26 protein-coding genes are annotated in these 26,137 nt (G+C 73.5%); 22 read left to right on the top strand and 4 right to left on the bottom strand.

Going from position 1 to position 26,137, the window contains the following annotated elements; all coding sequences use genetic code 11:
* Positions 1–91 precede the first annotated feature (91 nt).
* From yajC to DV701_RS03305, 5 genes are all read left to right on the top strand, one after another.
* Positions 92–418, top strand: coding sequence for a preprotein translocase subunit YajC (gene yajC, locus DV701_RS03325; protein ID WP_114927063.1), 327 nt, complete (start codon positions 92–94; stop codon positions 416–418).
* The gene (gene secD, locus DV701_RS03320) at positions 418–2,361 is read left to right on the top strand and encodes a protein translocase subunit SecD (RefSeq protein WP_114927062.1); all 1,944 of its coding nucleotides are present in this window, start codon (positions 418–420) and stop codon (positions 2,359–2,361) included. The genes yajC and secD overlap by 1 nt, the downstream gene beginning before the upstream one ends.
* Positions 2,361–3,578, top strand: a complete 1,218-nt coding sequence (gene secF, locus DV701_RS03315; RefSeq protein ID WP_114927061.1) for a protein translocase subunit SecF — start codon at positions 2,361–2,363, stop codon at positions 3,576–3,578. Before secD ends, secF begins: the two co-directional genes overlap by 1 nt.
* A 17-nt stretch (positions 3,579–3,595) precedes the next feature.
* Positions 3,596–4,162 carry an adenine phosphoribosyltransferase gene (locus tag DV701_RS03310; RefSeq protein ID WP_114927060.1) on the top strand — a complete coding sequence of 189 codons (567 nt, stop codon included), beginning with the start codon at positions 3,596–3,598 and terminating at the stop codon, positions 4,160–4,162.
* A 61-nt stretch (positions 4,163–4,223) separates the two neighbouring features.
* Entirely contained in the window at positions 4,224–6,581 is a 2,358-nt protein-coding gene (locus tag DV701_RS03305; protein ID WP_114927059.1) for a RelA/SpoT family protein, read from the top strand.
* A gap of 63 nt (positions 6,582–6,644) precedes the next feature.
* Here the strand turns inward: DV701_RS03305 and DV701_RS03300 are convergent, their stop codons facing one another.
* Entirely contained in the window at positions 6,645–7,973 is a 1,329-nt protein-coding gene (locus DV701_RS03300; protein ID WP_114927058.1) for a M18 family aminopeptidase, read from the bottom strand.
* Positions 7,970–9,253 carry a DUF349 domain-containing protein gene (locus DV701_RS03295; RefSeq protein ID WP_228255195.1) on the bottom strand — a complete coding sequence of 428 codons (1,284 nt, stop codon included), beginning with the start codon at positions 9,251–9,253 and terminating at the stop codon, positions 7,970–7,972. Before DV701_RS03295 ends, DV701_RS03300 begins: the two co-directional genes overlap by 4 nt.
* A gap of 264 nt (positions 9,254–9,517) precedes the next feature.
* Between DV701_RS03295 and DV701_RS03290 the strand changes: the two genes are divergently transcribed.
* Positions 9,518–10,210, top strand: coding sequence for an MBL fold metallo-hydrolase (locus tag DV701_RS03290; RefSeq protein ID WP_114927057.1), 693 nt, complete (start codon positions 9,518–9,520; stop codon positions 10,208–10,210).
* Positions 10,211–10,239: 29 nt separating this feature from the next.
* On the top strand, positions 10,240–11,658 hold the full coding sequence (hisS, locus tag DV701_RS03285) for a histidine--tRNA ligase (RefSeq protein WP_114927056.1): 1,419 nt from the start codon (positions 10,240–10,242) through the stop codon (positions 11,656–11,658).
* A 10-nt stretch (positions 11,659–11,668) separates the two neighbouring features.
* Here hisS and DV701_RS03280 read toward each other — a convergent pair whose 3' ends face one another.
* A complete protein-coding gene (locus tag DV701_RS03280; RefSeq protein ID WP_114927055.1) occupies positions 11,669–12,376 on the bottom strand; it encodes a peptidylprolyl isomerase in 708 nt (235 codons plus the stop codon).
* Positions 12,377–12,496: 120 nt separating this feature from the next.
* On the opposite strand from DV701_RS03280, the gene DV701_RS03275 reads away from it, so the two are divergent.
* The 11 genes from DV701_RS03275 (at position 12,497) to DV701_RS03225 (ending at position 22,817) form a co-directional block, all read left to right on the top strand.
* On the top strand, positions 12,497–12,814 hold the full coding sequence (locus DV701_RS03275; RefSeq protein WP_228255194.1) for a YerC/YecD family TrpR-related protein: 318 nt from the start codon (positions 12,497–12,499) through the stop codon (positions 12,812–12,814).
* 47 nt (positions 12,815–12,861) lie between these two features.
* Positions 12,862–13,770: an ATP phosphoribosyltransferase gene (hisG, locus tag DV701_RS03270; protein WP_114927053.1), complete on the top strand. Its 909-nt coding sequence runs from the start codon at positions 12,862–12,864 to the stop codon at positions 13,768–13,770.
* The gene (gene hisD / locus DV701_RS03265; RefSeq protein WP_114927052.1) at positions 13,767–15,080 is read left to right on the top strand and encodes a histidinol dehydrogenase; all 1,314 of its coding nucleotides are present in this window, start codon (positions 13,767–13,769) and stop codon (positions 15,078–15,080) included. The genes hisG and hisD overlap by 4 nt, the downstream gene beginning before the upstream one ends.
* The gene (hisC, locus tag DV701_RS03260; protein ID WP_114927051.1) at positions 15,077–16,162 is read left to right on the top strand and encodes a histidinol-phosphate transaminase; all 1,086 of its coding nucleotides are present in this window, start codon (positions 15,077–15,079) and stop codon (positions 16,160–16,162) included. Before hisD ends, hisC begins: the two co-directional genes overlap by 4 nt.
* The gene (gene hisB / locus DV701_RS03255; protein WP_114927050.1) at positions 16,159–17,259 is read left to right on the top strand and encodes a bifunctional histidinol-phosphatase/imidazoleglycerol-phosphate dehydratase HisB; all 1,101 of its coding nucleotides are present in this window, start codon (positions 16,159–16,161) and stop codon (positions 17,257–17,259) included. The genes hisC and hisB overlap by 4 nt, the downstream gene beginning before the upstream one ends.
* A 22-nt stretch (positions 17,260–17,281) precedes the next feature.
* Positions 17,282–17,896, top strand: a complete 615-nt coding sequence (hisH, locus tag DV701_RS03250) for an imidazole glycerol phosphate synthase subunit HisH (protein WP_114927049.1) — start codon at positions 17,282–17,284, stop codon at positions 17,894–17,896.
* A 45-nt stretch (positions 17,897–17,941) separates the two neighbouring features.
* On the top strand, positions 17,942–18,700 hold the full coding sequence (locus tag DV701_RS03245) for a 1-(5-phosphoribosyl)-5-[(5-phosphoribosylamino)methylideneamino]imidazole-4-carboxamide isomerase (protein WP_114927048.1): 759 nt from the start codon (positions 17,942–17,944) through the stop codon (positions 18,698–18,700).
* Positions 18,697–19,488: an imidazole glycerol phosphate synthase subunit HisF gene (gene hisF / locus DV701_RS03240; RefSeq protein ID WP_114927047.1), complete on the top strand. Its 792-nt coding sequence runs from the start codon at positions 18,697–18,699 to the stop codon at positions 19,486–19,488. Before DV701_RS03245 ends, hisF begins: the two co-directional genes overlap by 4 nt.
* Positions 19,485–20,108, top strand: coding sequence for a bifunctional phosphoribosyl-AMP cyclohydrolase/phosphoribosyl-ATP diphosphatase HisIE (gene hisIE, locus DV701_RS03235; RefSeq protein ID WP_114927046.1), 624 nt, complete (start codon positions 19,485–19,487; stop codon positions 20,106–20,108). The genes hisF and hisIE overlap by 4 nt, the downstream gene beginning before the upstream one ends.
* Before the next feature lie 109 nt (positions 20,109–20,217).
* Positions 20,218–21,687: a peptide MFS transporter gene (locus DV701_RS03230; RefSeq protein WP_114930683.1), complete on the top strand. Its 1,470-nt coding sequence runs from the start codon at positions 20,218–20,220 to the stop codon at positions 21,685–21,687.
* A complete protein-coding gene (locus DV701_RS03225; RefSeq protein WP_114927045.1) occupies positions 21,684–22,817 on the top strand; it encodes a M24 family metallopeptidase in 1,134 nt (377 codons plus the stop codon). The genes DV701_RS03230 and DV701_RS03225 overlap by 4 nt, the downstream gene beginning before the upstream one ends.
* On the opposite strand, the gene DV701_RS03220 is transcribed toward DV701_RS03225, so the two are convergent.
* The gene (locus tag DV701_RS03220; protein WP_114927044.1) at positions 22,777–23,418 is read right to left on the bottom strand and encodes a hypothetical protein; all 642 of its coding nucleotides are present in this window, start codon (positions 23,416–23,418) and stop codon (positions 22,777–22,779) included. The two genes, DV701_RS03225 and DV701_RS03220, sit on opposite strands and share 41 nt — an antisense overlap.
* Before the next feature lie 71 nt (positions 23,419–23,489).
* Here DV701_RS03220 and DV701_RS03215 point away from each other — a divergent pair, with 71 nt between their 5' ends.
* From DV701_RS03215 to DV701_RS03200, 4 genes are read left to right on the top strand one after another with little or no spacing between them, the layout of a single operon-like run.
* Positions 23,490–23,705, top strand: coding sequence for a hypothetical protein (locus DV701_RS03215; RefSeq protein ID WP_114927043.1), 216 nt, complete (start codon positions 23,490–23,492; stop codon positions 23,703–23,705).
* Positions 23,702–24,688 (top strand): site-specific tyrosine recombinase XerD, encoded by a 987-nt coding sequence (locus tag DV701_RS03210; RefSeq protein WP_228255193.1) that lies wholly within the window; start codon positions 23,702–23,704, stop codon positions 24,686–24,688. The genes DV701_RS03215 and DV701_RS03210 overlap by 4 nt, the downstream gene beginning before the upstream one ends.
* Before the next feature lie 24 nt (positions 24,689–24,712).
* Complete coding sequence (locus DV701_RS03205) at positions 24,713–25,759, top strand: Glu/Leu/Phe/Val dehydrogenase dimerization domain-containing protein (RefSeq protein ID WP_228255192.1); 1,047 nt, start codon at positions 24,713–24,715, stop codon at positions 25,757–25,759.
* Positions 25,756–26,112: a nuclear transport factor 2 family protein gene (locus DV701_RS03200; protein WP_114927041.1), complete on the top strand. Its 357-nt coding sequence runs from the start codon at positions 25,756–25,758 to the stop codon at positions 26,110–26,112. Before DV701_RS03205 ends, DV701_RS03200 begins: the two co-directional genes overlap by 4 nt.
* Positions 26,113–26,137: the final 25 nt, after the last annotated feature.

Below are 26,137 nucleotides of genomic sequence, written 5' to 3'. Positions count from 1 at the left end.
TCACCTAGACTGCCCCGGGTGCCTGCGTCGTCGACGGCACAGGCCGGTGCCCCACGGGCACACGTCGCGCTCCACACGTAAAGGGTCCCTCATGACGCCACTGATCGCCGCTGCTCCCGCCACGGGAGGAGGGACGGGCACGCTGCTGCTCCTCGCGCTCCCGTTCGGGCTGCTGATCTTCCTCATGTTCTCCCAGCGGCGGCGCGCCAAGGCCGTGGCCACCGCGCAGGCCGAGCTGGCGGTCGGCCAGCAGGTGATGGCCGCGGCCGGCATCTACGGCACCATCTCTGCGCTGGACGGCGACGTCGTGCACCTCGAGATCGCCCCGGGCGTCAGGATCCGTGTCGCTCGCCGGGCCATCGTCCCCGACCCCCAGGACCAGCAGAGCACCCACCGGCCCGCGGAGGACGACGCCTGATGTCGTTCACGACCCGAGGCTCGCGCCGTGAGGAGGACCTCCCGGGGCTGGGCAGCACCACCTCCCGCCGGCAGCGCTCCGGCGGCAGCCGGCGGCGGCGGCGCCCGCCGCGACGCAACGCGCGCACCCGTGGCCCCTTCCGCACCCTGATCAGCCTGCTCGTCGTGACCCTCGCTCTCTTCGCCGGCCTCGGCGCCGCCCACCTGTGGGGCAGCCCCCCGGCCCAGCTCTCCCCGCAGCTCGGCCTGGACCTCGCCGGCGGACGTCAGGTCGTCCTGGCGCCCAAGATCGAGGGGGGCGGGTCGGTGGGCACCCAGCAGCTGGAGCAGGCCATCGACATCATCCGCCGCCGCGTCGACGCGTCCGGCACCGCGGAGGCCGAGGTCTCCCGCCTCGGGCAGAACATCTCCGTGGCCATCCCCGGCAACCCGACCCCGGACCAGCTCGAGGCGCTGAGCCGCTCCTCGCAGATGTTCTTCCGGCCGGTCCTCGTGGCCCAACCGGTCATGCCGGCCGGCGAGCAGCCGCAGGCCCCGCGCGAGCTGCCGCTGCCCTCCGAGCAGCGCCAGGACATGGTCCAGCAGCTCGCGCCCCCGCAGACGCCGGCCCCCAGCGAGGACCAGGCCACCTCGACCGAGGAGAACCGCGGCGGCGAGCGGCTCTCGGCGCAGGGCACCGACGACGCCGCGCAGAGCGCCCCGGCCGGTGCCGACGACGCGGAGCAGACCACGGCGCCCGGGCAGGAGGCACCCCCGGCGAGCAACCCCTCCGACCTCTCCCAGATCACCCCCGAGCTGCAGCAGCAGTTCCTCGGGGCGACCTGCACCCAGGAGCTGTCCGACGCCGCGGCCAACGCCCCCCAGGGGCAGCCGCTGGTCGTCTGCAACAGCGAGGGCACCGAGAAGTACATCCTCGGCCCGGCCGAGATCTCCGGCGCCGAGCTGACCGACGCCACAGCCGGTATGGAACAGGTGCAGGGCGGGGCGGTCACCGGCCGCTGGCAGGTCTCCCTGACCTTCGACGACGAGGGCGCCCGGCAGTTCGCGGCGGTCACCTCCCGGCTGATGGGCTATCCGCAGAACTCGGCGCAGAACCGTTTCGCGATGGTGCTGGACGGAGAGGTCATCTCCGCTCCGACCGTCAACAGCGTCATCCCCAACGGTCAGGCGCAGATCACCGGCGACTTCACCGTGGAGGAGGCCCAGACGCTGGCCAACCAGCTCAAGTTCGGCGCTCTCCCGCTGAGCTTCGAGGTGCAGACCTCCGAGCAGATCAGCCCCACCCTCGGTGGTGAGCAGCTGCGCTGGGGTCTGATCGCCGGTGCGATCGGTCTGCTGCTGGTGTTCGTCTACATGCTGCTCCAGTACCACGCCCTGGGCTTCGTGGCCATCGCCTCCCTCGTCGTGGCCGGGCTCCTCGCGTACGGTTCGGTCACCCTGCTGGGCTGGGCGATCAACTTCCGCCTGACGATGGCCGGCGTGACCGGGCTGATCGTGGCCATCGGTGTGACCGCGGACAGCTTCATCGTCTACTTCGAACGCATCCGGGACGAGGTGCGCGACGGCAGGCCGCTGAGGTATGCGGTGGACACCGGCTGGGCGCGCGCGCGGCAGACGATCATCATCTCCGACGTGGTCAACCTCATCGCCGCAGGAGTGCTGTACATGCTCTCCGAGGCCGGCGTGAAGGCCTTCGCATTCACGCTCGGGCTGACCACGGTCATGGACCTCGTGGTGGTCATCATGTTCACCCACCCCCTCGTCAGCATCCTGGCCAACACCTCCTTCTTCGGCCAGGGCCGCAAGTGGTCCGGCATGGAGCCCGAGCGCCTGGGCGCCAAGCGGTCCACCTACCTGGGGCGCGGCCAGATCCGCGAACCGGCCCCGGTGGGCCCGGGGAGCAGGCGCCATACCCGCGAGGAACTGGAAGGCGGTGTGGTCTGATGTCACGCTTCAGCCAGTTCGGCAACGACCTGTACTCCGGCAAGAGGTCGTTCGACGTCGTCCGACGCCGCAACGTCCTCTACCTGATCTCCGTCGTGCTGCTCGTGCTCGCCGCCATCGGCGTCCTGGGCCGGGGCCTCAACTTCGGCATCGAGTTCCGCGGCGGCACCGAGCTGCGCGTGAGCGCGGTCCAGGACATCTCCGGCTACGAGCAGCGCGCCCGCTCGGTGGTCGAGGACGCGGTGCCCGGGGAGAACACCTCGGTGACGCTCATCGGTGACGACACGGTCCGGGTCCAGACCGGCCAGATGGGCCCGCAGGAGGCCGAGGCGCTGCGCGCCGGCCTCGGCGAGGAGTTCGACGTGCCGACGGCGTCGGTCACCAGCTCGCTGGTCGGGCCCTCGTGGGGCAAGACGGTGACCCAGCGGGCGATCATCGCCCTCGGCGTCTTCCTGGCGCTGGTGACCGTGGTGCTCAGCCTCTACTTCCGGACCTGGAAGATGGCGCTCGCGGCCCTCGTCGCGCTCATCCACGACGTCGTCTTCACCATCGGCGCCTACGCGCTGCTCGGCATCGAGATCTCACCCGCCTCGGTCATCGGCTTCCTGACGATCCTGGGCTACTCGATCTACGACACGATCGTCGTCTTCGACAAGGTCCGGGAGAACACCGAGCAGGCCTTCGACACGCGGCGCCTGACCTACGCAGGGGCCGCCAACCTTGCGGTCAACCAGACCTTCGTGCGCTCGATCAACACCTCGATCGTGGCTCTCCTGCCCGTCGCGGTGATCCTGCTGGTCGGCATCACGATCATCGGGCCCGGCACCCTGGTCGACCTGGCCTGGGCGCTGTTCATCGGCATGGCGGTCGGCACCTACTCCTCGATCTTCATCGCCACCCCGCTGCTGGTCCACCTGCGCGAGCGGGAGCCGGGCGTGCGCAAGCACGACGCCTCCGTGCAGCGCCGCGCCGGACGGGTGGCCCGCCGCTCCGGCCAGCAGGACGAGACCCTGGCCGAGGACGGCGCGGACACCGACGGCGCGGCCGTCGACGTCGAGGACGAGGACGGCGTGCCGGTGACGGTGACCGCGCCCGGGTCACCGGGCGGACCCGCGGACCGGGGCGCCGACGAGGGTGGCCGTGCGCCGGGTCGCCAGCTGCACCCCTACGCCCAGCGGGGACCGCGCAACCAGCCCCGGCGCAAGCGCCGCCGCTGAGCCGGAGGAGAGAACAGATGACGACCAGCGACCAGGACCGGCCGGCCCGGGACCTGCTGGACCCCGATCTCGGGGCCGACGTGCTGGCCGGCCTGCGCGACATCGCCGACTTCCCGATCAACGGAGTGGTCTTCAAGGACTTCACCCCGCTCCTGCTCGACGCGGCGTTGCGTGACCGCATCGTGGAGGACACGGTGGCACGGCGGCGGGGCACGGTGGACGTGGTGGCCGGCATCGAGGCCCGCGGCTTCATCATCGGCGCGATGATCGCCCACGCGCTCGGCGTCGGCTTCGTCCCGGTGCGCAAGGAGGGCAAGCTGCCCTCGGCGGTGCACCGCCTGTCCTACGCCCTCGAGTACGGCACGGCGACCCTGGAGATCCACCAGGACGCGGTCTCCAACGGCGAGCGGGTCCTCGTCGTCGACGACGTGCTGGCCACCGGCGGGACGCTGGCCGCCACCTGCGAGCTGATCGAACGGTGCGGCGCCAGCGTCGAGGCGATCGAGCTGGTGCTCGAGATCGCCGCCCTCGAGGGTCGCAGCAAGCTGGAGGGGCAGGAGGTCTTCTCGATCGTCACGGTCTGACGCTGCGGCGATCCTTGGCCCACGAATCGGTCAGCGGCCTGACAGCGCCTATGATCTCGACATGAACGACCCGGCCGCGCCGACACCGCAGCACGCCCGTGCGGGCGGCGGCCTGCGCCCGCGGTGGGCACGGCTGGGCGGCATCCGCTCCTCCTCGACCGCCAACCCGGCGCTCGAGCCGCTGCTGCGCTCGGTGCGGGCCACCCACCCCAGGGCCGACCTGGGCCTGATCGAGCGCGCCTACGCGGTCGCCGCCAAGGCCCACGAGGGCCAGCGCCGCAAGAGCGGCGACGCCTACATCACCCACCCGCTCGCGGTCGCGACCATCCTCGCCGAGCTGGGGATGACCCCCTCGACCATCGCGGCGGCGCTGCTGCACGACACGGTGGAGGACACCGCATACTCCCTGAAGGCGCTGCGCGAGGAGTTCGGCGAGGAGATCGCGATGCTCGTCGACGGCGTCACCAAGCTGGACAAGATGACCTACGGCGACGCCGCGCAGGCCGAGACCGTCCGCAAGATGGTCGTGGCGATGGCGCGCGACATCCGGGTGCTGGTCATCAAGCTGGCCGACCGGCTGCACAACGCGCGGACCTGGCGCTACGTCTCGGCCGAGTCGGCGGCGCGCAAGGCGGGGGAGACCCTGGAGATCTACGCGCCGCTGGCCCACCGGCTGGGGATGAACACGATCAAGTGGGAGCTGGAGGACCTCTCCTTCGCCCAGCTCTACCCCAAGGTCTACGACGAGATCGTCCGGATGGTCGCCCAGCGCGCCCCGGCCCGCGAGGAGCTGCTGGCCCGGATCCGCGCCGACATCAGCGAGGAGCTCAAGACCAACAAGGTGCGGGCCACCGTCACCGGCCGTCCGAAGCACTACTACTCCGTCTACCAGAAGATGATCGTGCGGGGGCACGACTTCGACAAGATCTACGACCTGGTCGGGGTGCGGGTGCTGGTCGACTCGATCCAGGACTGCTACGCCGTGCTCGGCGCGCTGCACAGCCGGTGGAACCCGGTGCCGGGGCGGTTCAAGGACTACATCGCGATGCCCAAGTTCAACATGTACCAGTCCCTGCACACGACCGTCATCGGTCCCGAGGGCAAGCCGGTCGAGGTGCAGATCCGCACCCACCAGATGCACCGTCGCGCCGAGTACGGCGTCGCCGCGCACTGGAAGTACAAGGAGCAGGGTCCTGACGGCACCAAGGCGGTCGCCGGCGCCGACGGCGGTCCCGGGGCGCTGGAGGGTATGCAGTGGCTGCGCCAGCTCATCGACTGGCAGCGGGAGACGGCCGACCCGGGGGAGTTCCTCGACTCGCTGCGCTTCGAGATCGCCTCGGCCGAGGTCTACGTCTTCACCCCGGGCGGCGACGTGATGGCGCTGCCCGCGGACGCCACCCCGGTGGACTTCGCCTACGCGGTGCACACCGAGGTCGGGCACCGCTGCGTGGGCGGGCGGGTCAACGGCAAGCTGGTCCCGCTCGACTCGACGCTGTCCAACGGCGACGTCGTGGAGATCATCACCAGCAAGGCCGTCGACGCCGGCCCGAGCCGTGACTGGCTGGCCTTCGTCAAGAGCGGGCGCGCCCGGACCAAGATCCGGCAGTGGTTCACCCGCGAGCGGCGCGAGGAGATGGTCGAGTCCGGCAAGGACCAGATCGCCCGCGTCCTGCGCAAGCAGAACGCCCCGCTGCAGCGCCTGATGTCCCACGAGACCCTCGCCGCGGTCGCCGACGACCTCCACTACAAGGACCTCGAGGGGCTCTTCGCCGCTGTCGGCGAGAACAACGTGTCGGCCCAGCACGTCGTCCGCCAGCTCGTCTCCACGCTCGGCGGCGAGGACAGCGCGGAGGAGGACCTCGCCGAGGCGGTCTCGCCACCGCGGCGCGGACGCATGCCGCACACCGACCCCGGGGTCACGGTCGTGGGCACCGACGACGTGTGGGTCAAGCTGGCCAAGTGCTGCACGCCGGTGCCCGGCGACCCGATCATGGGTTTCGTCACGCACGGCCGGGGCGTGTCGGTGCACCGCACCGACTGCACCAACGCCGAGCAGCTCAAGAAGCACCCCGAGCGCATCATCGCGGTCGCGTGGGCGCCGACCGCCTCCAGCCTGTTCATGGTCAACCTGCAGGTCGAGGCGCTGGACCGGCCGCGGCTGCTCTCGGACATCACCCAGGTGCTCTCCGACCAGCACGTCAACATCCTCTCGGCCTCCGTGCAGACCAGCCGGGACCGGGTCGCGCTGAGCAAGTTCACCTTCGAGATGGCCGACCCCTCGCACCTGGAGTCGGTCCTGGGCGCGGTGCGCCGGGTGCCGGCCGTGCTGGACGCCTACCGGGTGACGGGGACCGCGAGCACGGACCCGCACCGGCGCAGCCAGCTGCGGCCCCGCGAGGAGGGGTCCCGGACGGCCTGAGGGGCATGGCCGTCCGCAGCGCCCGACCCGATCAGTGGTCGGCGCCGGGGGGAAGGGAGCAGGTCAGGCCGGCGCCAGGAAGGCCGCGAGCGCCGCGGCGTAGGCCGCCTGGTCCAGCGTCCCGCAGATCTCCCGCGTCGAGTGCATCGAGAGCACCGGGGCGCCGAAGTCGACGGTGGTGGCCCCGGTGAGCGCGGAGGTCGTCGGTCCGACCGTCGAGCCGCACGGCAGGTCGGAGCGGGTGACGAACGTCTGCATCGGCACGCCGGCCTGCTCGCAGGCCAGGGCGAAGGCCGCGGCCCCGACGGAGTCGGTGGCGTAGCGCAGGTTGGCGTTGACCTTGAGCACCGGTCCGCCGTTCATCAGGATCGGGTGCTCCGGCTCGTGCCGTTCGGCGTAGTTGGGGTGGGTGGCGTGGGCCATGTCCCCGGAGGCGACCACCGAGCCGGCCAGCGACCGCAGGTAGTCCTCCCGCCCACCGCCGGCGGCGAGCACGACCCTCTCCAGCCAGGCCGGGAGGAAGGTCGACTGGGCGCCCCGCTCGGAGGTGCTGCCGACCTCCTCGTGGTCGAAGAGCACGATCACCGGGATCCACGGCTGCGGCGACGGTGCGGAGACCGCCTCGAGCAGCGCGCGCACCGCGGCGTAGCTGGTGGCCAGGTTGTCCAGCCTCCCGGAGGCGATGAGCTCGCCGTCGGCGCCGATCCGGCGGGCCGGGGTCAGGTCGTGGGTCATCGCGTCCCAGGCGAGCAGGTCCTGCGGGTCGACCCCGGTCAGGTCCGCGAGCCAGCCCCGGAAGGAGCGGGGCTCCGGCCCGAGCCCCCAGTGCGGGGCCAGGTGCTGCTGGTCGTTGAGCTGCAGGCCCTCGGTGCGCACCGAACGGTCCAGGTGGATCGCCAGCTGGGAGACGCGCAGCACGGGGTCGTCGGTCCGGAACAGCCGCTGCCCCACGCCTCCGGGCGCCGAGGCGTCCCGCACCGCCACCCGGCCGGACAGGCCCAGGTCACGGTCGAGCCAGGAGTTGGTCAGCGCCCCGCCGTAGACCTCCACGCCGAGCATCTGCCAGCCCGCGTGCGCCCGGTCGGGGCGCGGCTTGATCCGCAGGTTGGGGGAGTCGGTGTGCGCACCCACCACCCGGAACGGGGTATGGGAGGCACGCTCGCCGACGACGTCGCTCGCCCACGCGACCAGCGAACCGCCGCGGCGCACGAGGTAGCGGCCGGGATCGACCGGCGTGGCGTCGGTCTCGGCGAGCTCGGTGAAGCCGGCCTCGGTCAGCAGGGCGGCCGCGGTGTCGACGGCGTGGAAGGGCGAGGGCGAGGCGTCCAGGTAGGAGCACAGGCCCTCGGCGACCTGGGTGGCCCGCGCGGAGAGGGCGGGGGTCTGGTTCACGACAGGTTGCCCCGGGCCGAGTCCAGCCACATGCGCTTGGCGGCCAGCTCGGACTCGAGGTCGGCGGCCGCCCTGTCGTCGCCCGCGGCCCGGGCGGCGGCAAGGTCGGACTCCAGGCCCTGCACGGCGCGCTCGAGCTGGTCGGCCATGGACTGCGCGCGGGCGGTCAGCTCGGGGTCCGAGCGCTGCCACTGGCGCTCCTCGACGTCGCGCACCTTCTGCTCGACGGTGCGCAGCCGGCCCTCGACGCGGCGGATGTCGGCACGCGGCACCTTGCCGGCGGCTTCCCACCGGTCCTGGATGCGTCGCAGCTCCGACTTGACCGACTCCAGGTGCTCCTCGTCGACGGTGAGCGCCTCGGCCTCGGCGAGCAGGCCCTCCTTGACGACGAGGTTCTGCGCGTACTCCGCCTCCTCGGCAGCGACCACCGCGTCCTTGGCGTCGAAGAAGGAGTCCTGGGCCGCCTTGAAGCGGGCCCACAGGGCGTCGTCCTCGGTGCGGGAGGCGCGACCGGCGCGTTTCCAGTCCTGCATGAGGCGCTTGAACGCCCCGGCGGTGGGGCCCCAGTCCTTGCTCGTCGCGAGCTGCTCGGCCTCGCGGACCAGCTTCTCCTTGACGGCCTTGGCCTCGCCGTGCTGCTCGTCGAGCTGGGCGAACCAGGACTTGCGCATCTTGTCGAAGGAGGTGCGGGCGTGGCTGAACCGCTTCCACAGGCCGTTCTCGACGTCCTTGTCCAGGCGGGGGCCGGAGCGCTGGTGGTTCTTCCACTCCTCGAGCAGCTCGCGCACCCGGGCGCTGGCCTGCTTCCACTGGACCTTGGCCGGGTCGGTGGCGGCCAGCCCCTCGGCCTCGGCGACCAGCTCCTCGCGCCGGGCGGCGGCCTGCGCCTTGGCCGCCGCGCGCTGCTCGGCCTCGGCCTGGGAGCGGGCCTTGACGGTCTGGTCCAGGGCGGCCACCGTGGCCTCGAGGGCAGCCAGGTCGCCGACCACGTGGGCCTCACCGATCTGCTCCTTGAGGTGGGCCAGCGACTGCCGGGCGTCGTGCGCGGACACGTCGGCGTGCGCCAGGCGCTGGGTGAGCAGGTCGGCGGAGGCGGCCAGCTCGTCGTACTTGCGCGCGAAGTAGGCCAGGGCATCCTCCGCGGTGGCCTCGGGGTAGGACCCGACCTCCCGCTCGGTCCCGTCGGCGAGGACGACCAGGACCGTGCCGTCCTCGGCCACCCTGCCGTGCTTCATCGACTCGCTGGGGTCGACCGGGGTCGCCGTCGGCGGAGCGGGCACCGCCGGGCCATCCGTGGGAGCGCTCGACGCGAGGGGGGCCGGCGCGCTCGGTCGCCGGCCTGCGAGCATCGCCGGGGACGGCGGCACGGGGACGGGCTTGGGGGTCTGCTCGGACACGGGATGGCCTCTCTCGACCGCGAGCGCGACCATCCGGGTCGCCTCGACAGGGCATGAACACGCCGAGCCTATCGCGAGCCTGCCCGCCGTCCCCGGGGTGCGGTTCGGGCGCCCCGTGGACGGGACGGGGGCGGGTAGGGTCGGACCATGTTCGTGCGGAGCATCGTGGCCGACGCCTTCGGGACCAACTGCTACGTGGTGGCGCCGGAGGCGGGGGAGGAGTGCCTGATCGTCGACCCCGGCGTCGGGGTGAGCGAACGGGTGGCCGAGGTCCTCGCCGAGCACCGCCTGCGCCCCGCCGCCGTCCTGCTGACCCACGGGCACCTGGACCACGTCTACTCGGTGACGCCGGTCTGCGCCGGGACCACCGCCGCCTACATCCACAGCCAGGACCGCTACCGCCTCGAGGACCCGCTGAGCCTGCTGGGCCCGGGGCTGCGCGCCGCCCTCGAGCAGCAGTTCGGGCGCAGCGTCCGGTGGGCCGAGCCGGAGCAGGTCGTGGAGATCACCGACCGGCAGACGCTGGAGCTGGCGGGGATGCGCGTGGAGGTGGCGCACGCTCCCGGTCACACCGAGGGCTCGGTGCTCTTCAGCGTCCCCGGCCTGCCCGAGGGGATCCCCGCGGCCGACCTGGACCGCACCGTCCTGTCCGGCGACGTCCTCTTCGCCGGCTCCATCGGACGCACCGACCTGCCGGGCGGCGACCACGCCGCGATGGAGCGCTCGCTGCGCGACGTCGTCCTCCCCCTGGCCGACTCGACCCTGGTGCTGCCCGGGCACGGGCCTGCCACGACGATCGCCCAGGAGCGGCGCACCAACCCCTACCTCCAGGGGCTGTAGGGACCGGGTGCCCCCGTAGACTCCTGGCCGTGATCACGCCCCGCACGCCGTCCGGAACCCTCGAGCTGCTGCCCCACGACCAGATCGCCTTCCAGCGGATGCTGGACGCCATCCGCGCCGGCTACGAGCGCTTCGGCTTCCTGCCGGTGCAGACCCCGGTCTTCGAGCGCTCCGAGGTGCTCCTGACCAAGACCGGCGGCGAGACCGAGCGCCAGGTCTACTTCGTCCAGTCCACCGGGGCCCTGGAGAAGACCCGCGGCGCCGCCGGGGAGGGCGCCGACGACGGCGAGCACGCGGCATACCCCGAACTGGCGCTGCGCTTCGACCTGACCGTGCCGCTCGCGCGCTACGTCGCCGAGCACGAGAACGAGCTGACCTTCCCCTTCCGGCGCTACCAGATGCAGCGGGTCTACCGGGGGGAGCGGCCGCAGCGGGGCCGGTTCCGCGAGTTCTACCAGTGCGACGTCGACATCATCGGCAAGGACCAGCTCTCGGTGCGTCACGACGCCGAGTGCCCGGCGATCATCCACGCGATCTTCACCGACCTGGCGATCGGGCCCTTCACCATCCAGATCAACAACCGCAAGCTGCTGCGCGGCTTCTACGAGGACCTCGGGATCGTCGACGGCGACCACCAGGCGGGCGTCCTGCGCGAGGTCGACAAGCTGGACAAGCGCGGCGAGGACTACCTGCGCACGACGCTGACCGGAGAGGGCTTCGGGCTGGCGCCGGACGTGGTCGAGCGGATCCTGGAGTTCGTCCAGGTGCGCTCCACCGGCCACGACGACGCGCTGGCCCGGCTGGCGGCCGTCGAGGCGGCCTCCTCCGGCAGCGCCGCGCTGGCCGAGGGCGTCGCCGAGCTGCGCGAGGTGCTCGAGCTGGTGCGGGCGCTCGGGGTCCCGGAGAGCGACTACTGCCTCAACTTCTCCATCGCGCGGGGGCTGGACTACTACACCGGCACCGTCTACGAGACGACGCTGGACGAGCACCCGGAGATCGGGTCGATCTGCTCCGGCGGCCGCTACGACAACCTCGCCGGGCAGTACACCCGGTCCAGGCTGCCCGGTGTCGGCATCTCGATCGGCCTGTCGCGGCTCTTCTGGCAGCTGCGCGATGCGGGGTTGCTGGACGCCTCGACGTCGTCCTCCACCGTGCAGGTGCTGGTCCCGCAGGTCGACGCCGAGCTGCTCGGCGACCAGCTCGCGCTCGCCTCCCAGCTGCGCCAGGGCGGCATCAACACCGAGGTCGTGCTCGACGGCGGCAAGCTGGGCAAGCAGCTGCGCTACGCCGACCGCGCCGGGATCCGCTTCGTGGCGATCCTCGGGCGTCAGGAGGCGGCGGACGGGACGGTGACGCTGAAGGACCTGCGCCGCGAAGACCAGTTCACGGTGCCCCGCGCCGAGGTCGTCTCCGCGCTGCGGGTCGAGCTGGCCCAGCCGCTGGTCTGAGGGCCGTGGCTCAGCCGACGTCGACCGACAGGATGCTGATCGGCTGTGCCGGCGCGCTGCCGTTGGGGTCCTCGCTCCGACCGCCCTGCGCGGCGACCGCCTGGACGATGTCGAGGCCCTGGGTGACCCGGCCGAAGATGCTGTAGCCGCCGCCCTGCACCGGAAGCTGGGTGTCCTCGTAGACGATGAAGAACTGTCCGCCGTTGCTGCCCGGGTCCTGGGTCCGGGCCATCGCCAGGGTGCCCGCCGGGTAGCGGCCGTCGGCCGGGGCGTTCTCGATGCCGTAGCCGTAGCCCGGGTTGCCGCGGCCGGTCCCCGTCGGGTCGCCGCACTGGAGCACGAAGATGCCCTGGGTCGTCAGCCGGTGGCAGGCGCTGTGGTCCCAGTAGCCCTGCCCCGCGAGGAACTCGAAGCTGGCGACCGTCTGCGGGGCCTTCGCGGCGTCGAGCTCCAGGACGATGTCGCCGCAGTTGGTCTCCAGCGTGGCGGTCAGGGTCGTAGGGTCGCCGGACAGCGGCTCGGGCAGGTCGTCCTGGCTGAAGGTCGGCACGTCGGAGGGGGCGGTCGGCGGATCCTCGCAGGTCAGTGCCGGTGCCGCCGCGCCACCGGCGGAGGTCTGCGTGCCCCCGGAGCCCGGGAAGGTCGCGTCGCCGGAGCCGCACGCGGACAGGACGAGGGCCAGGGAGCCGAGGGCCACGGGGGCGAGGAGACGACGCATGGCAGGGGAGTGTACGGAGTCCCCGGTCGGGCGTCGTGCGGCTGCCCAGGATGTGTTAACGTGATAGCGCGTTATGACATGCACACCACGCCGACGGCCGGACGACACGAGGAGACACGGGTGAAGCAGCGGGACAGCGACGCCGCACGGGCCCTCGACGCCCGGCAGCAGCTGACCCGGGTGCTCGCCGCGCTGCGCGACCCCGACCGGGTGGACGCCTTCCTCGACGACCTGTGCACGCCGGCCGAGATCGAGGCGCTGGCCGACCGCTGGTCGGTGGTGCCGCTGCTGGAGGCGGGGATGCCCTACCGCCAGATCCACGAGGTCACCGGGGTGAGCGTGACGACCGTGGGGCGGATAGCGCGGGCGATGGAGCACGGCTCGGGCGGCTACCGCGCCGCGCTCGAGCATCGCGCCGCGCTCGAGCATCACGCCTGAGCCAGCCCCGGCCCCGCACCGCACACCACCCTGCCCGGAAGGTCCTCATGACCCCGCCCTCCCAGCCGCGCGAGCGGCTCCGTGTCGCCATCCAGAAGAGCGGCCGCCTCGGCGACCCGGCCCGCGAGCTCCTCGCCTCCTGCGGCCTGACCTGGCGCGAGAGCAGGGACCGCCTCTTCCTCTACGGCGAGAGCCTGCCCGTGGACGTCCTCCTCGTGCGCGACGACGACATCCCGGCCCTCATCGCCGACGGCGTGTGCGACCTGGGGATCGTCGGGCGCAACGTCCTCGTCGAGCACGGGCTGGAGCGCGCCGCCACCGGGCGGGACGGCCGCCTCACCGAGTGGCGCCGGCTGGGCTGGGGCGCGTGCCGCCTGGACGTGGCCATCCCCGACGACCAGGAGTGGACCGGCCCGGAGCAGCTGGCCGGGCTGCGGATCGCCACCTCCTACCCGCGGACCCTGGCCCGCTGGCTGGAGGAGCAGGGCGTCGACGCGCAGCCGGTGCTGCTCAACGGCTCGGTCGAGATCGCCCCCCGTCTGGGACAGGCCGACGTCGTGGCCGACCTCGTCTCCAGCGGCGGCACGCTGCGCGCCAACCAGCTCGAGCCGGTGACCACGATCCTGGAGTCCGAGGCCGTCGTGGCCGGCCCCGACCACGCCCTCGACGACGGACGCCAGGAGATCGCCGACCTGCTGCTGCGCCGCCTCGACGGGGCGGTCCGGCTCAAGGAGGCACGGCTGCTGATGCTGCGCACCGGCCGGTCCGAGCTCGGCGCGGTCCTGGCGCTGATGCCCGCGGGCCACGAGCCGACCGTCATGCAGGTCGACGGGCGCGAGGAGGTCTCGGTCCAGGCGCTCGTGCACGGGTCCGTCTCGTGGTCCCGCCTCGAGGAGCTCAAGCGCGCCGGCGCGCACAACCTCATGGTCCTGCCGGTGGAGGGGATGCTGGCATGAACGTCCTGACCTGGACCGACCTCTCCGAGGCCGAGCGCGTCGAGGCCCTGCGCCGCGGCACCGCCGCCGCCGGCCCCGAGGTGACCGCGGGGGTGGCCGACATCCTCGGGCAGGTGCGCACCGGCGGGGACGAGGCCCTGCGCGAGCTGACCGCGCGCCTCGACGGCGCCACGGTGGACGTCCTGCAGGTCCCGGTCGCCGAGCGCGACCGCGCCGCCGCCTCGCTCGACCCCGCGCTGCGGTCCGCGATCACCGAGGCCGCCGGGCGCATCCGCACCTTCCACGAGGCCGGCATGCGCACCGGGTATGCGGTGCAGACCGCCCCCGGCGTCGTCTGCGAGAAGGTGGTGCGTCCGGTCCGGCGGGTCGGGCTCTACGTGCCGGCGGGCTCGGCGCCGCTGCCCTCCACCGCGCTCATGCTCGGCGTGCCCGCGCAGCTGGCGGGCTGCCCCGAGGTCGTGCTGTGCACCCCGCCCCGCCCCGACGGCAGCGCAGACCCGGCCGTGCTCGCCGCAGCAGCGGAGTGCGGTATCACGCGGGTCTTCACCCTCGGCGGTGCCCAGGCGGTCGCTGCGATGGCCTACGGGACCGCGTCGGTGCCCGCCTGCGACAAGATCTTCGGCCCCGGCAACGCCTGGGTCACCGAGGCCAAGCGGCAGGTCTCCACCGCCGAGGGCGGCCCGGGCATCGACCTGCCCGCCGGCCCCTCGGAGGTGCTGGTCATCGCGGACGCCGGCGCCGACGCGGAGTTCGTCGCCGCGGACCTGCTCAGCCAGGCCGAGCACGGGCCGGACAGCCAGGTCGTCCTGCTCACCGACTCACGGGAGCTGGCCGAGGCGGTGGCCACCCAGGTCGAGGAGCAGGTCGAGACCCTCCCGCGGGCCGACATCGCCCGCAAGGCCCTGGCCGCCAGCCGCCTCGTCCTCACCCCGGACCTGGACACCGCCGTGGACGTCTCCAACGGCTACGCCCCCGAGCACCTCATCCTCGCCGTCCGCGACCCGCGGACCCTGCTGGACCGTGTCGACCGGGCCGGTTCGGTCTTCCTCGGCGACCACACCCCGGAGACCCTCGGCGACTACTGCTCCGGCACCAACCACGTCCTGCCGACCGCCGGCGCCGCCCGCTTCACCGGCGGCGTGGACGTCGCCTCCTTCCAGGTGGCGATGAGCGTCCAGCACGCCACCCCCGAGGGCCTGGCGGCCGTCGGTCCGTGCGCGGTCGTCCTCGCCGGCGCCGAGCAGCTGCACGCCCACCAGCGCGCCGTCACCCGCCGGCTGGACCGGGCCGGGGCGGGGCGGGCGTCGTGACCGGCTTCCCCTCCCACCTGCTCCGCCAGGACCTGCGCGGCTTCGCCGGCTACTCCTCGGCCCGCACCAGCGCGCCCGGGGCCGCGGCCCAGGTCTGGCTCAACGCCAACGAGTCCGGGCTGCCGAGCAGCGTCGACCCCGGTGGCGCCGCACGCCGCTACCCGGACCCGCAGCCGGCCGACCTCGTCGACGCCTTCGCCGACCTGTGCGCCGCCGCCCCCGACCAGGTCGTCGTCGGCCGCGGCAGCGACGAGCTCATCGAGCTGCTCGTCCGCGCCCTGTGCCTGCCCGGCGGAGACGGCATCCTCATCAGCTCCCCGACGTTCGGGATGTATGCCGTCAGCGCCGCCCTCCACGGCGTACCGGTGACCGACGTCCCCCAGACCGAGGACGGCCTGCGCTGGCAGGTGGACACCGCGGCCCTCGCCGCCGCCGCCCGCCGCACCGGCGCCCGCCTCGTCTTCGTCGCCTCGCCGGGCAACCCCACCGGCTCCCTGGTGCCGCTGCGCGAGCTCGCGGCGCTCGCCGAGCAGCTGGCCGACCAGGCGGTCGTGGTCGTCGACGAGGCCTACGGCGAGTTCGCCGCCCAGCGCTCGGCCACCAGCCTGCTCGCCGAGCACCCCACGCTGGTGGTGCTGCGCACCCTGTCCAAGGCCCACGGCCTGGCCGGCGCGCGGATCGGCGCCGGGCTGGCCCACCCCGACCTCGCCGCCGTCCTGCGCCGCGTCCAGGCGCCCTACCCGGTGCCGGTCCCGGTCGCCCGGATGGGCGTGGCCGCCCTCGCCCCGGCCGCCCTCGCCGAGACCCGTCGCCGGGTGATGCAGACCCTCCGGCTGCGCGACGCGCTCGGCCGCCGGCTGCGCGCCCTGGACGGCGTGCGCGCCGTCTACGCCAGCGAGGCCAACTTCCTGCTGGTGCGGTGCGAGGACCCGGACGCGCTGCTGCATACCCTGGCCTCCGCCGGGATCGTGGTGCGCGACGTGCGCCACCACCCCGCACTGGAGGACGCCCTCCGCATCTCGATCGGCTCCGCCGAGGAGATGTCCGCCCTCGAGAACGCCCTGGGAGAGACCACCGCATGAGCGCCCGACCCATCTGCTTCGTCGACCGCGACGGGACCATCGTCCACGAGCCCGAGGACCACCAGGTCGACAGTCCGGCCAAGGTCGCCTTCGTCGACGGCGTGATCCCCGCGCTGCTGCGCATCCAGGACGCCGGCTTCGACCTCGTCATGGTGACCAACCAGGACGGCCTGGGCACCGACTCCTTCCCGCAGGAGGACTTCGACCGCGCGCACGGCCTGGTCATGCAGGTGCTGACGAGCCAGGGCGTGCGCTTCCGCGAGGTCGTGATCGACCCGCACCACGGCGGCCCCGACGCGCCGTGGACCCGCAAGCCCGGGATCGGGCGGGTCGTCCACCTCCTCAAGGACCGGGGTGTGGACTGGCAGCGGTCCTTCATGGTGGGGGACCGGCCCTCGGACAAGGAGTTCGGCGACAACCTGGGGATCCGCACCTACCTGCTGCCGGCGCGCGAGGAGCTCGCCGGCGACCTGGCGACGACCACGTGGCCGCAGATCGCGCACGAGGTCGTCGTCCGCCCCCGCACCGCGCACGTGGAGCGCAACACCTCCGAGACGCGGATCACCGTCGACGTGGACCTCGACGGGACGCCCGGCGGCGACGCCGAGACCGGCGTGGGCTTCTTCGACCACATGCTCGACCAGCTCGCCAAGCACGGAGGCTTCGCGATGACGGTCCGCTGCGACGGGGACCTGCACATCGACGAGCACCACACCGTGGAGGACGTGGCGCTCGCGATCGGCCAGGCCCTCCGCGAGGCGCTGGGGGACAAGCGCGGCATCGGCCGCTACGGGTTCACCGCGCCGATGGACGAGGCCCGGGCCTCCGCCGCGATCGACCTGTCCGGCCGGCCGTTCTTCCGCTACGAGGGCAGCTTCCAGCGGCCCAGCGTCGGGGAGTTCCCCACCGAGATGGTCGAGCACTTCTGGCGCTCCTTCGCCGACGCGCTGCGCTGCACCCTGCACCTGTCGGTGACCGGGGAGAACACCCACCACCAGATCGAGGTCGGCTTCAAGGCCGTCGCCCGCGCGCTGCGCCAGGCCCTGGCCCGGCAGGGCGACGCCACCGAGCTGCCCTCGACCAAGGGCGTCCTGTGAGGTCCGGGGCGGGGACGGGCTCGTGAGCCGCGCACGGAGGGTGGCGATCGTCGACTCCGGCGGCGCCAACATCGGCTCGGTCACCGCCGCCCTGGAACGGGTCGGCGCGACCGCGCGCCTCACCGCCGACCCCGGCGACATCCTGGCCGCCGACCGCGTCGTTCTCCCCGGCGTGGGCGCCGCCGCGGCGGCGATGCGGCGGCTGCGCGAGTCCGGGCTGGAGCAGGTCCTGCACGACGTGCAGGCCCCGCTGCTGGGCGTCTGCCTCGGGATGCAGCTGCTCCTGGAGCGCTCCGAGGAGGACGGCGGCGTGCCGATGCTGGGGCTCCTCCCGGGCGAGGTGCGCGCCATACCACCCTCCCCGGGCGTCCGGGTGCCGCACATGGGCTGGAACACCCTCGAGGACCTCGCCGACGACCCGCTGCTACGGGGCGTGGCGGCGGGGGAGCGGGCCTACTTCGTGCACTCCTACGCCGCCCCGACGGGTCCGACGACCATCGCCTCCACCACCCACGGCACCACCGTCAGCGCGGTCGTGCGCGCCGGGCTGCGGTGGGGCGCACAGTTCCACCCGGAGCGTTCGGGCGCCGTCGGTGCCAGGCTCCTGAGAAACTTCGTCGAGGAGGTCGGGCGATGAGGCCCGCCACCTCCCCGGACCCAGACCACGGGAAGTGATCCACGCGTGAGCAGCAACACCCCTTTCACCGTCTACCCCGCCATCGACGTGCGCTCCGGCGCCGTCGTCCGCCTCCTCAAGGGTGACTACGACCAGGAGACGCGCTACCCCGGCGACCCGGTGACGGTCGCCGAGGGCTACGCCCGGGCCGGCGCCCGCTGGCTGCACCTGGTCGACCTCGACGCCGCCCGCGAGGGCCGCTACACCCTCGATGCGACCCTGGAGCGGATCGTCGAGCGCACCGGCCTGATGGTGCAGACCGGCGGTGGGGTGCGCTGCGCCGACGACGTCCGGCGCGTCCTGGACGCCGGCGCCACCCGGGTGGTCGTGGGTTCCCTGGCCGTCCGCGAGCCGGACACCGTCATCGGCTGGCTGGACCGGTTCGGGCCGGACCGCATCACCGTCGCGCTCGACACCCGCATCCGCGCCGACGGCACCTGGCAGGTCGCGGTCGACGGGTGGACCGGCATGGACGGCAGCGGTGACCTGGTCAGCTGCCTGCACCGCTACCACGGGTCCGGGCTGGAGCACGTGCTCACCACCGACATCGGGCGGGACGGCACGCTCGGGGGGCCCAACTTCCACCTCTACACGATGCTCACCCGCTCCACCCCCGACCTGCAGCTGCAGGCCTCCGGCGGCGCCCGCAACGTCGACGACGTGCGCACCGCCCGGCGCACCGGGTGCGCCGGGATCATCCTGGGCAAGGCGCTCCTGGAGGGCCGGCTGTCCCTGACCGACGCCATCCACGAGGAGGGGCTGTGACCCTGGCCCGCCGCATCATCCCCTGCCTGGACGTGCGCGACGGGCGCGTGGTCAAGGGCACCCGCTTCCGCGACCACCGCGACATGGGCGACATCGTCGGGCTGGCCACGCGCTACGCCCGCGAGGGCGCCGACGAGCTGGTCTTCTACGACATCACCGCCAGCCCGCAGGGGCGCGCCGTGGACACCGCCTGGGTGACGCGGGTCGCCAGGGCGATCGACGTGCCGTTCTGCGTCGCGGGCGGCATCCGCTCGGTGGAGGCCGCGCGCGCGGTGCTGCACGCGGGCGCCGACAAGATCTCGGTCAACACCCCCGCGACCCAGCGGCCGGAGCTCGTCCGCGAGCTGGCCGACGCCTTCGGGGTGCAGTGCGTGGTCGTCGGGGTCGACTCGCTCCGCGACGACGACGGGGTCTGGCGGGTGCGCCAGCTGACCGGTGACCCCGACGCCACCCGCGCGCTGCCGGTCGGCACCCTGGAGTGGGTGCAGGAGGTCGTCCGCCTGGGCGCGGGTGAGGTGGTGCTCAACGCCATGGGCTCCGACGGCGTCCGCGAGGGGTATGACGTGGAGCAGCTCCGCGCCGTCCGCGCCGTCTGCGCGGTGCCGCTGGTGGCCAGCGGGGGTGCGGGCGCGCCGGAGCACTTCACCGAGGTCTTCCGCGAGGCGGACGTCGACGGAGCCCTCGCGGCGACCGTCTTCCACTCCGGCGTCATCGCCATCCCGGCGCTCAAGCGGGAGCTGGCCGAGGCGGGCGTGCTGGTGCGCGAGGTCGACGGGGTGCGCGCATGACCCGCCTGCTGCCCGAAGGCCTCGGCGTCGCCGACGTCGACTTCGCCAAGGCCGGCGGGCTGGTGCCCGGGGTGGTGCAGCACGCCCGGACCGGTCAGGTGCTCATGGTCGGCTTCCTCGACGAGGGCGCCCTGACGCGGACGCTGGAGACCGGCCTGGCGACGTTCTTCTCCCGCAGCCGCGGGCAGCGGTGGACCAAGGGGGAGACCAGCGGCAACACCCTGGCCGTCGAGACCGTCGAGCTGGACTGCGACCGCGACACCCTGCTGCTGCACGCCGTGCCCGCCGGTCCCACCTGCCACACGGGGGAGGACACGTGCTTCGGCGCGGACGCGCTGCCCGGCTCGTTCGTGCACGAGCTCGACGGCGTCGTGGCCGCCCGGCACGAGGAGATGCCGGAGGGGTCCTACACCTCCAGCCTGTTCAGCGGCGGGCTGCGCCGGATCGCCCAGAAGGTCGGCGAGGAGGGCGTCGAGACCGCCCTCGCCGCGGTGGTCCAGGACGACGAGGAGCTGCTGGGGGAGTCCGCCGACCTCGTCTACCACCTGCTCGTGCTCCTGCGCTCGCGCGGCCTGGGCCTGGCAGACCTGGAGGGGGTGCTCAGGCAGCGGCACGCCTGAGAGCGCCGGGGCCCGGTCGCGCGGAGCGGACCAGGTCCTGGTCCGCTGCTGAGGCGGACGTCGAGCGGTCGGGTGGACAGCGGCGTCCCCCGGTGCGACGGTGGGCGGCATGGTGATTCGGGAGCGGGACGACCAGGAGACCGGCTTCTTCGGCCAGCCCCGCGGGCTGGCCAACCTCTTCAGCGTGGAGCTGTGGGAGCGCTTCTCCTTCTACGGCATGCAGGGCATCGTCCTGCTCTACATGTACTTCGAGGTCGCCGACGGCGGCCTGGGCATCGACCAGACCGCGGCGGCCGGGATCGTCGGCGCCTACGGCGGGTCGGTCTACCTCTTCTCGATCCTGGGCGGATGGGTCGCCGACCGGATCTTCGGCTCCGAGCGGACGATGTTCGGCAGCGCGGTGCTCATCATGGTCGGGCACCTCTCCCTGGCCCTCATCCCCGCGGTCGCCGGTCTCGCGACCGGGCTGATCTGCATCGCGCTCGGCTCCGGCGGGCTGAAGGCCACGATCACCAACCTCGTCGGCGCGCTCTACGGGGAAGGGGACAACCGGCGGGACGCCGGCTTCTCGATCTTCTACATGGGCATCAACATCGGCGGCCTCATCGGGCCGCTGCTGACCGGCCTCACCCAGCAGCGGTGGGGCTTCCACCTGGGCTTCGGGCTCGCGGCGGTCGGGATGGCCTTCGGCCTGCTGCAGTACACCCTCGCCCGCCGCACCCTGCCCGAGTCGGTCCACCACGTTCCCGACCCTCTCCCGCGCAGCCAGTACGCGCGCTACGCCCTCATCGCCGTCGGCGTGGTCGTCGTGGTCGTCCTCGCCGTCGTCGCGGGCTGGCTGAACGCCCACAACCTCGCCAACGTCGTCGTCGGCGCCATCGTCGTCGCCGCCCTCGTGCTCTTCACCGTGCTGCTCACCAGCAAGGACGTGCAGGGCGACGAGCGCTCCAGGGTGGTCGCCTTCATCCCGATGTTCGTCGGGTCGGTCGCCTTCTGGGCGCTCTTCCAGCAGCAGTTCACCGTCATCACCATCTACTCCGACAACCGCCTGGACCGCGACTTCACCGGCCTGCCGCTCCTCGGCGACTGGACGATGCCGATCCCGTGGGTGCAGTCCTTCAACCCGTTCTTCATCATCGTCCTGGCGCCGCTCTTCGCCGCCCTGTGGACCAAGATGGGCGACCGGCAGCCGGTGACCCCCGTGAAGTTCGCCGGCGGCATCGCGTTCATGGGGGCCGCCTTCCTGATCTTCCTGCCCATGGCGGGCACCGCGGCCGTGCCCGTGCTGTGGGTGGCGCTCATCATGCTCGTCGCCACGATGGGCGAGCTGATGCTCTCACCGGTAGGGCTGTCGTTGTCGACCAAGCTGGCGCCGAAGGCCTACCCGGTGCTCATGGTGGCGCTGTTCTATCTGTCCCTCGCCCTGGGCACCGCCCTGTCCGGCACGCTGGCCGGCTTCTACAGCGAGGAGAACGAGGTCGTCTACTTCGGCTCGCTCGGCGCCGTGACGATCGGCATCGGCCTGGTGCTCCTCGCGCTCTCGCCGTGGATCACCCGCAGGATGCGGGGTGTGCGGTGACCGTGCGCGCCGACGGCCCCTGGGAGCCGGCGGCGCTGCGCGACCGGCTCACGTCGGCAGCGCGGCGCGCGGCCTCCGCGGGCCTCGACGCGCTCCTGGTCACCCCGGGCGCGGACCTGCGCTACCTGACCGGGTATGCCGCGCTACCCCTCGAGCGGCTCACCTGCCTGGTCCTGCCCTCCTCGGGCGACCCGGTCCTCGTGGTCCCCGCCCTGGAGGAGGCGGCCGCCGCAGCCTCACCGGTCGGCGTGACCGGGATGGAGATCCGCACCTGGCAGGAGACCGACGACCCGTTCGCGCTGGTCGCCTCGACCCTGCCCGGCGCGGGGCGCGTCGCGCTGGACGACCAGATGTGGGCCGAGAAGGTCCTGCGCCTGCGCGCCGCCATGCCAGGTCGCGAGCAGACGCTGGCCGGGGACGTGCTGCGCGAGCTGCGGATGCGCAAGTCGGCGGCGGAGGTGGCGGCGCTGCGCGAGGCGGGCGCGGCGATCGACCGGGTGCACGAGCAGGTGGGTGAGTGGCTCCGTCCCGGGCGGACCGAGCGCGAGGTCGGTGCCGACATCGCCGGGGCGATCCGGGAGGCCGGGCACGAGACCGTCGACTTCGTCATCGTCGGCTCCGGGCCCAACGGCGCAAGCCCGCACCACGAGCTCTCGGACCGGGTGGTGCAGGCCGGCGACCCGGTCGTCGTGGACATCGGCGGCACGACGCCGGCGGGCTACTGCTCGGACTCGACCCGCACCTACGTCGTGGGGGATCCGCCGGCGGACTTCCTCGCCTCCTACGAGGTGCTGCTGCGCGCCCAGGCGGAGGCGGTCGCGCACGTGCGTCCGGGGGTGACGTGCTCGTCCGTGGACGCCACCGCGCGGCGGGTCATCACCGACGCCGGCTACGGCGAGCGGTTCATCCACCGCACGGGTCACGGCATCGGCCTGCAGACGCACGAGGAGCCCTACATCGTCGAGGGCAACGACCTCGTCCTCGAGCCGGGGATGGCCTTCTCCGTCGAGCCGGGCATCTACCTGCCCGCGCGCCACGGTGCCCGCATCGAGGACATCGTGGTCTGCACCGCCGGCGGCGTCGAGGCGCTCAACCGGACGAGCCGCGAGCTGGTGCTGCTCCCTGGCTGACGCGCGAGGCGAGCCCGACCTCCGCCAGCTCGAGGTCGGCGAGCCTGCGCAGGGTCGCCTGGTCACCGGAGCGGAACGCCGCCACCGGGTCGTCGAAGAGCGCCTGCAGCCGCCGCGGGTGCTGGCGCACCAGCGCCCGGAGAGCCAGGAGCTCGACCGACCCCGGGTCGCAGACCTGGCCCCCCAGCCGCGCCGCCCGGCGGGCCCACGAGAGGCGCGCGGCACCCCATACCAGCAGGACCAGCAGGACGGGGGTGCTCACCGACAGCACCGAGACCACCCAGGCGACCGTCCGCACCGAGGCCTCGAGCCGGTCGCCGGCCGCGACGAGGTCGGTGCCGACCCCTGCGGCCCCCGTGAACGGCCCGTCGAGCCGGTCGCCGACGAGCGGGAGGTCGGTGACCCGGCCGGCGAGCTCCTCCATCCGGTCGTGCAGCGAGGTGCCGGCGTCCCGCAGCGGCGCCGCGGGGGCGGCGAGGGTCATGACGAGGCCGAAGACCCAACGTCCGACGAGGATCCACAGGAGGACCCACACCAGCACGACCAGGTCGGCGACGACCTGGCGGGTGCGGCGGGCGGGGTGCGAGGCGTAGAGGCGCATGCGTGCAGTGTCGTCCCCGACGGACCTCGCGCGGAGCGCAACACCCCGGCCTCGGGCGACATACTGCTGGCATGGACGCCACGCCTGCCCCGCTCGCGCCGCTGCGCACGGTCGTCTGGGGGATCCTGGTCGTGGCCCTCGACCTCAACCTGGGCACCTTCGACGTCCGGGTGGACCCGGTCGGGTATGCCTGGTCCTGGCCGTGTGGTTCCTGCTCGTGCTGTGGCGGGCCTCCCGCGAGCCTGTCACCGCCCACGGGCACCGCCGCTGCGATGATCGGCGGGTGAGCCAGGACCCGCCCGCCAGGATTCCGCCGCGCAGCCAGCTGCGACGGGCCCGAGACGGCTGGCTGGACCATCTGCGGGTGGAGCGCGGCCGTTCCGAGCACACCCTGGGGGCCTACCGCCGCGACACCGACCGCTACCTGGACTTCCTGGCAGGCGCCGGCGTCACCGAGCCGGGGAAGGTCCGCGAGCAGCACGTCACCGACTTCCTGGCCCACCTGCGCCGCGGCGACGACGAGCACCGGCCGCTGGCGGCGACGTCCGCGGCGCGGGCGGTCGTGTCCGTGCGCGGGCTGCACCGCTTCCTGACGCTGGAGGGCGAGGTGCGCACCGACCCCTCGCAGGAGGTCGCCCCGCCCACGCCGCCGCGACGGCTGCCCAGGGCGCTGTCGGTGCACGAGGTCGAGCGGCTGCTGCAGGCCGCCTCGGTCGGCGACACGCCGGCGGCGCTGCGCGACCGCGCGCTGCTGGAGGTGCTCTACGGCTGCGGCGCACGCGTCTCGGAGGCGATCGCGCTGGACCTGGACGACCTCGAGCTCGGCCGCCCGGACGCCGTGGACATGGCCGCCGGCGGGGGTGTGGTGCGCCTCTTCGGCAAGGGCAGCAAGGAGCGGATCGTGCCGATGGGGCGCTACGCCCGCGACGCCCTCGACACCTGGATCGTGCGCGGCCGGCCCGGCATGGCGACCCGCGGGCGCGGCACGCCGGCCGTCTTCGTCAACGCCCGGGGCGGCCGGCTGTCGCGCCAGTCGGCGTGGAACGCCATCAAGGCCGCCGCCGGGCGGGCCGGCCTCGGCGGCGACGTCTCGCCGCACACCCTCCGGCACTCCTTCGCCACCCACCTGCTCGACGGAGGCGCGGACGTGCGCGTGGTCCAGGAGCTGCTCGGGCACGCCTCGGTGACCACGACGCAGATCTACACCCACGTCTCGACCCAGCACCTGCGCGAGGTCTACGCCCAGGCCCACCCCCGCGCCCGGGGCTGAGGCGTGGCGGGCATCATGGGGGACATGAGCGAGGACGCTGCCCGGATGCCGGACCTGTTCGCGGGGGAGCAGGTCATCACCTGCCACGACGAGGAGGTCGGGCTCCGTGCGGTGATCGCGGTCGACGACACCACCCTCGGGCCGGGCTTCGGCGGGGTGCGATGGCGCCCCTACCCCTCGCAGGCGGCGGCCGTGGCCGAGGCGCAGCGGCTGGCGCAGGCGATGACGCTCAAGCACGCGCTGGCCGAGCTGCCCTACGGCGGCGCCAAGTCGGTCATCCTCGCCGACGGGCCGCTGCCGGCCGAGGGCTCGCAGGAGCGGGTCGCGCTCCTGACCAGCTACGGCGAGTTCGTCGCCCGCACCGCCGGCACCTACGTCCCCGGCGTCGACATGGGCACCACGCCTGGCGACATGCAGGCGATCCGGGGTGCGGGGGCCAGGGCCTTCTGCGCGGACGTCGACCCCGGCCCCTACACCGCCACCGGCGTCTACGCGGCGATGCGCGCCGGGGTGCGCCACGCGCTCGGGTCCGGCATGGGGGGTGTGCGGGTCCTCGTCCAGGGCGCCGGGCACGTGGGCGCCAACGTGGCGAGGTATGCCGCCCGCGACGGCGCCCAGGTCGTCGTCGCCGACGTGGACGCGTCCCGCGCGCAGACGGTCGCCGACGAGGTCGGTGGCACCGTGGGCGACCCGCTGAGCGCCGCCACCGACGAGTGCGACGTCTTCGCCCCGTGCGCCGTCGCCCGAGTCATCACCGCCGCAAACGCCGGGCAGGTCCGGGCCCGGGTCGTGGCCGGGGCCGCCAACGACACCCTCGACGCCCCCGGGGTGGCCGACCTGCTGCGCCGGCGGGGGATCACCTACGTCCCCGACTTCATCGCCAACGCCGGCGGCGTCCTGCAGGTGCACGGCGGCGAGGTCGGCTGGTCGGAGGAGGAGCTGACCGGACGGCTGGAGCGGATCGGCGACCGGGTGGGCGCCGTGCTGCAGGAGGCCGACGACCAGGGCGTCAGCTCGGTCACTGCCGCCCTGGCACGGGCGGCCCGGCGGCTCGAGGAGGCGCGCCGATGACCGACCTGCTGGCCAGGACGCGGCACTACTACGAGCGCGTCGACGCCGACGACGTCCAGGGGGTCCTGGACTGGTTCGCCGCGGACGCCGTCTACCACCGACCGGGCTACGCCCCGATGCGCGGGCGCGCCGCGCTCGCCGCCTTCTACGGCGGCGAGCGGGTGATCGCCTCGGGCGCGCACACCCTGGACGACGTGCTCGTCGACGGAGACCGCGTCGCGGTCCGCGGCCGGTTCGAGGGGACCCTGCGGGACGGCTCGAGCGCCAGCGTGGGCTTCGCCGACTTCATCACCTACGACCGGGACGGCCGGGCCCTCGAGCGGCGCAGCCTCTTCGAGGTGCCCTCGGTCTGAGTGGTCCGCGCCCGTCCCCTGGCGG

It is taken from the genome of Ornithinimicrobium avium, from assembly GCF_003351765.1.
In the GTDB taxonomy this organism is placed as follows: domain Bacteria; phylum Actinomycetota; class Actinomycetes; order Actinomycetales; family Dermatophilaceae; genus Ornithinicoccus; species Ornithinicoccus avius.
The sequence above is the reverse complement of the archived record's forward strand: the minus strand, read 5'-3'. Positions and strand labels throughout refer to the sequence as shown.

What these genes read in the sequence shown, in the direction of transcription:
- yajC (WP_114927063.1), top strand. Translation starts at nt 92, where the DNA reads ATGACGCCACTGATCGCCGCTGCTCCCGCCACGGGAGGAGGGACGGGC.
- secD (WP_114927062.1), top strand. Translation starts at nt 418, where the DNA reads ATGTCGTTCACGACCCGAGGCTCGCGCCGTGAGGAGGACCTCCCGGGG.
- secF (WP_114927061.1), top strand. Translation starts at nt 2,361, where the DNA reads ATGTCACGCTTCAGCCAGTTCGGCAACGACCTGTACTCCGGCAAGAGG.
- DV701_RS03310 (WP_114927060.1), top strand. Translation starts at nt 3,596, where the DNA reads ATGACGACCAGCGACCAGGACCGGCCGGCCCGGGACCTGCTGGACCCC.
- DV701_RS03305 (WP_114927059.1), top strand. Translation starts at nt 4,224, where the DNA reads ATGAACGACCCGGCCGCGCCGACACCGCAGCACGCCCGTGCGGGCGGC.
- DV701_RS03290 (WP_114927057.1), top strand. Translation starts at nt 9,518, where the DNA reads ATGTTCGTGCGGAGCATCGTGGCCGACGCCTTCGGGACCAACTGCTAC.
- DV701_RS03280 (WP_114927055.1), bottom strand. Translation starts at nt 12,376, where the DNA reads ATGCGTCGTCTCCTCGCCCCCGTGGCCCTCGGCTCCCTGGCCCTCGTC.
- hisG (WP_114927053.1), top strand. Translation starts at nt 12,862, where the DNA reads ATGACCCCGCCCTCCCAGCCGCGCGAGCGGCTCCGTGTCGCCATCCAG.
- hisD (WP_114927052.1), top strand. Translation starts at nt 13,767, where the DNA reads ATGAACGTCCTGACCTGGACCGACCTCTCCGAGGCCGAGCGCGTCGAG.
- hisB (WP_114927050.1), top strand. Translation starts at nt 16,159, where the DNA reads ATGAGCGCCCGACCCATCTGCTTCGTCGACCGCGACGGGACCATCGTC.
- hisIE (WP_114927046.1), top strand. Translation starts at nt 19,485, where the DNA reads ATGACCCGCCTGCTGCCCGAAGGCCTCGGCGTCGCCGACGTCGACTTC.
- DV701_RS03230 (WP_114930683.1), top strand. Translation starts at nt 20,218, where the DNA reads ATGGTGATTCGGGAGCGGGACGACCAGGAGACCGGCTTCTTCGGCCAG.
- DV701_RS03220 (WP_114927044.1), bottom strand. Translation starts at nt 23,418, where the DNA reads ATGCGCCTCTACGCCTCGCACCCCGCCCGCCGCACCCGCCAGGTCGTC.
- DV701_RS03215 (WP_114927043.1), top strand. Translation starts at nt 23,490, where the DNA reads ATGGACGCCACGCCTGCCCCGCTCGCGCCGCTGCGCACGGTCGTCTGG.
- DV701_RS03205 (WP_228255192.1), top strand. Translation starts at nt 24,713, where the DNA reads ATGAGCGAGGACGCTGCCCGGATGCCGGACCTGTTCGCGGGGGAGCAG.
- DV701_RS03200 (WP_114927041.1), top strand. Translation starts at nt 25,756, where the DNA reads ATGACCGACCTGCTGGCCAGGACGCGGCACTACTACGAGCGCGTCGAC.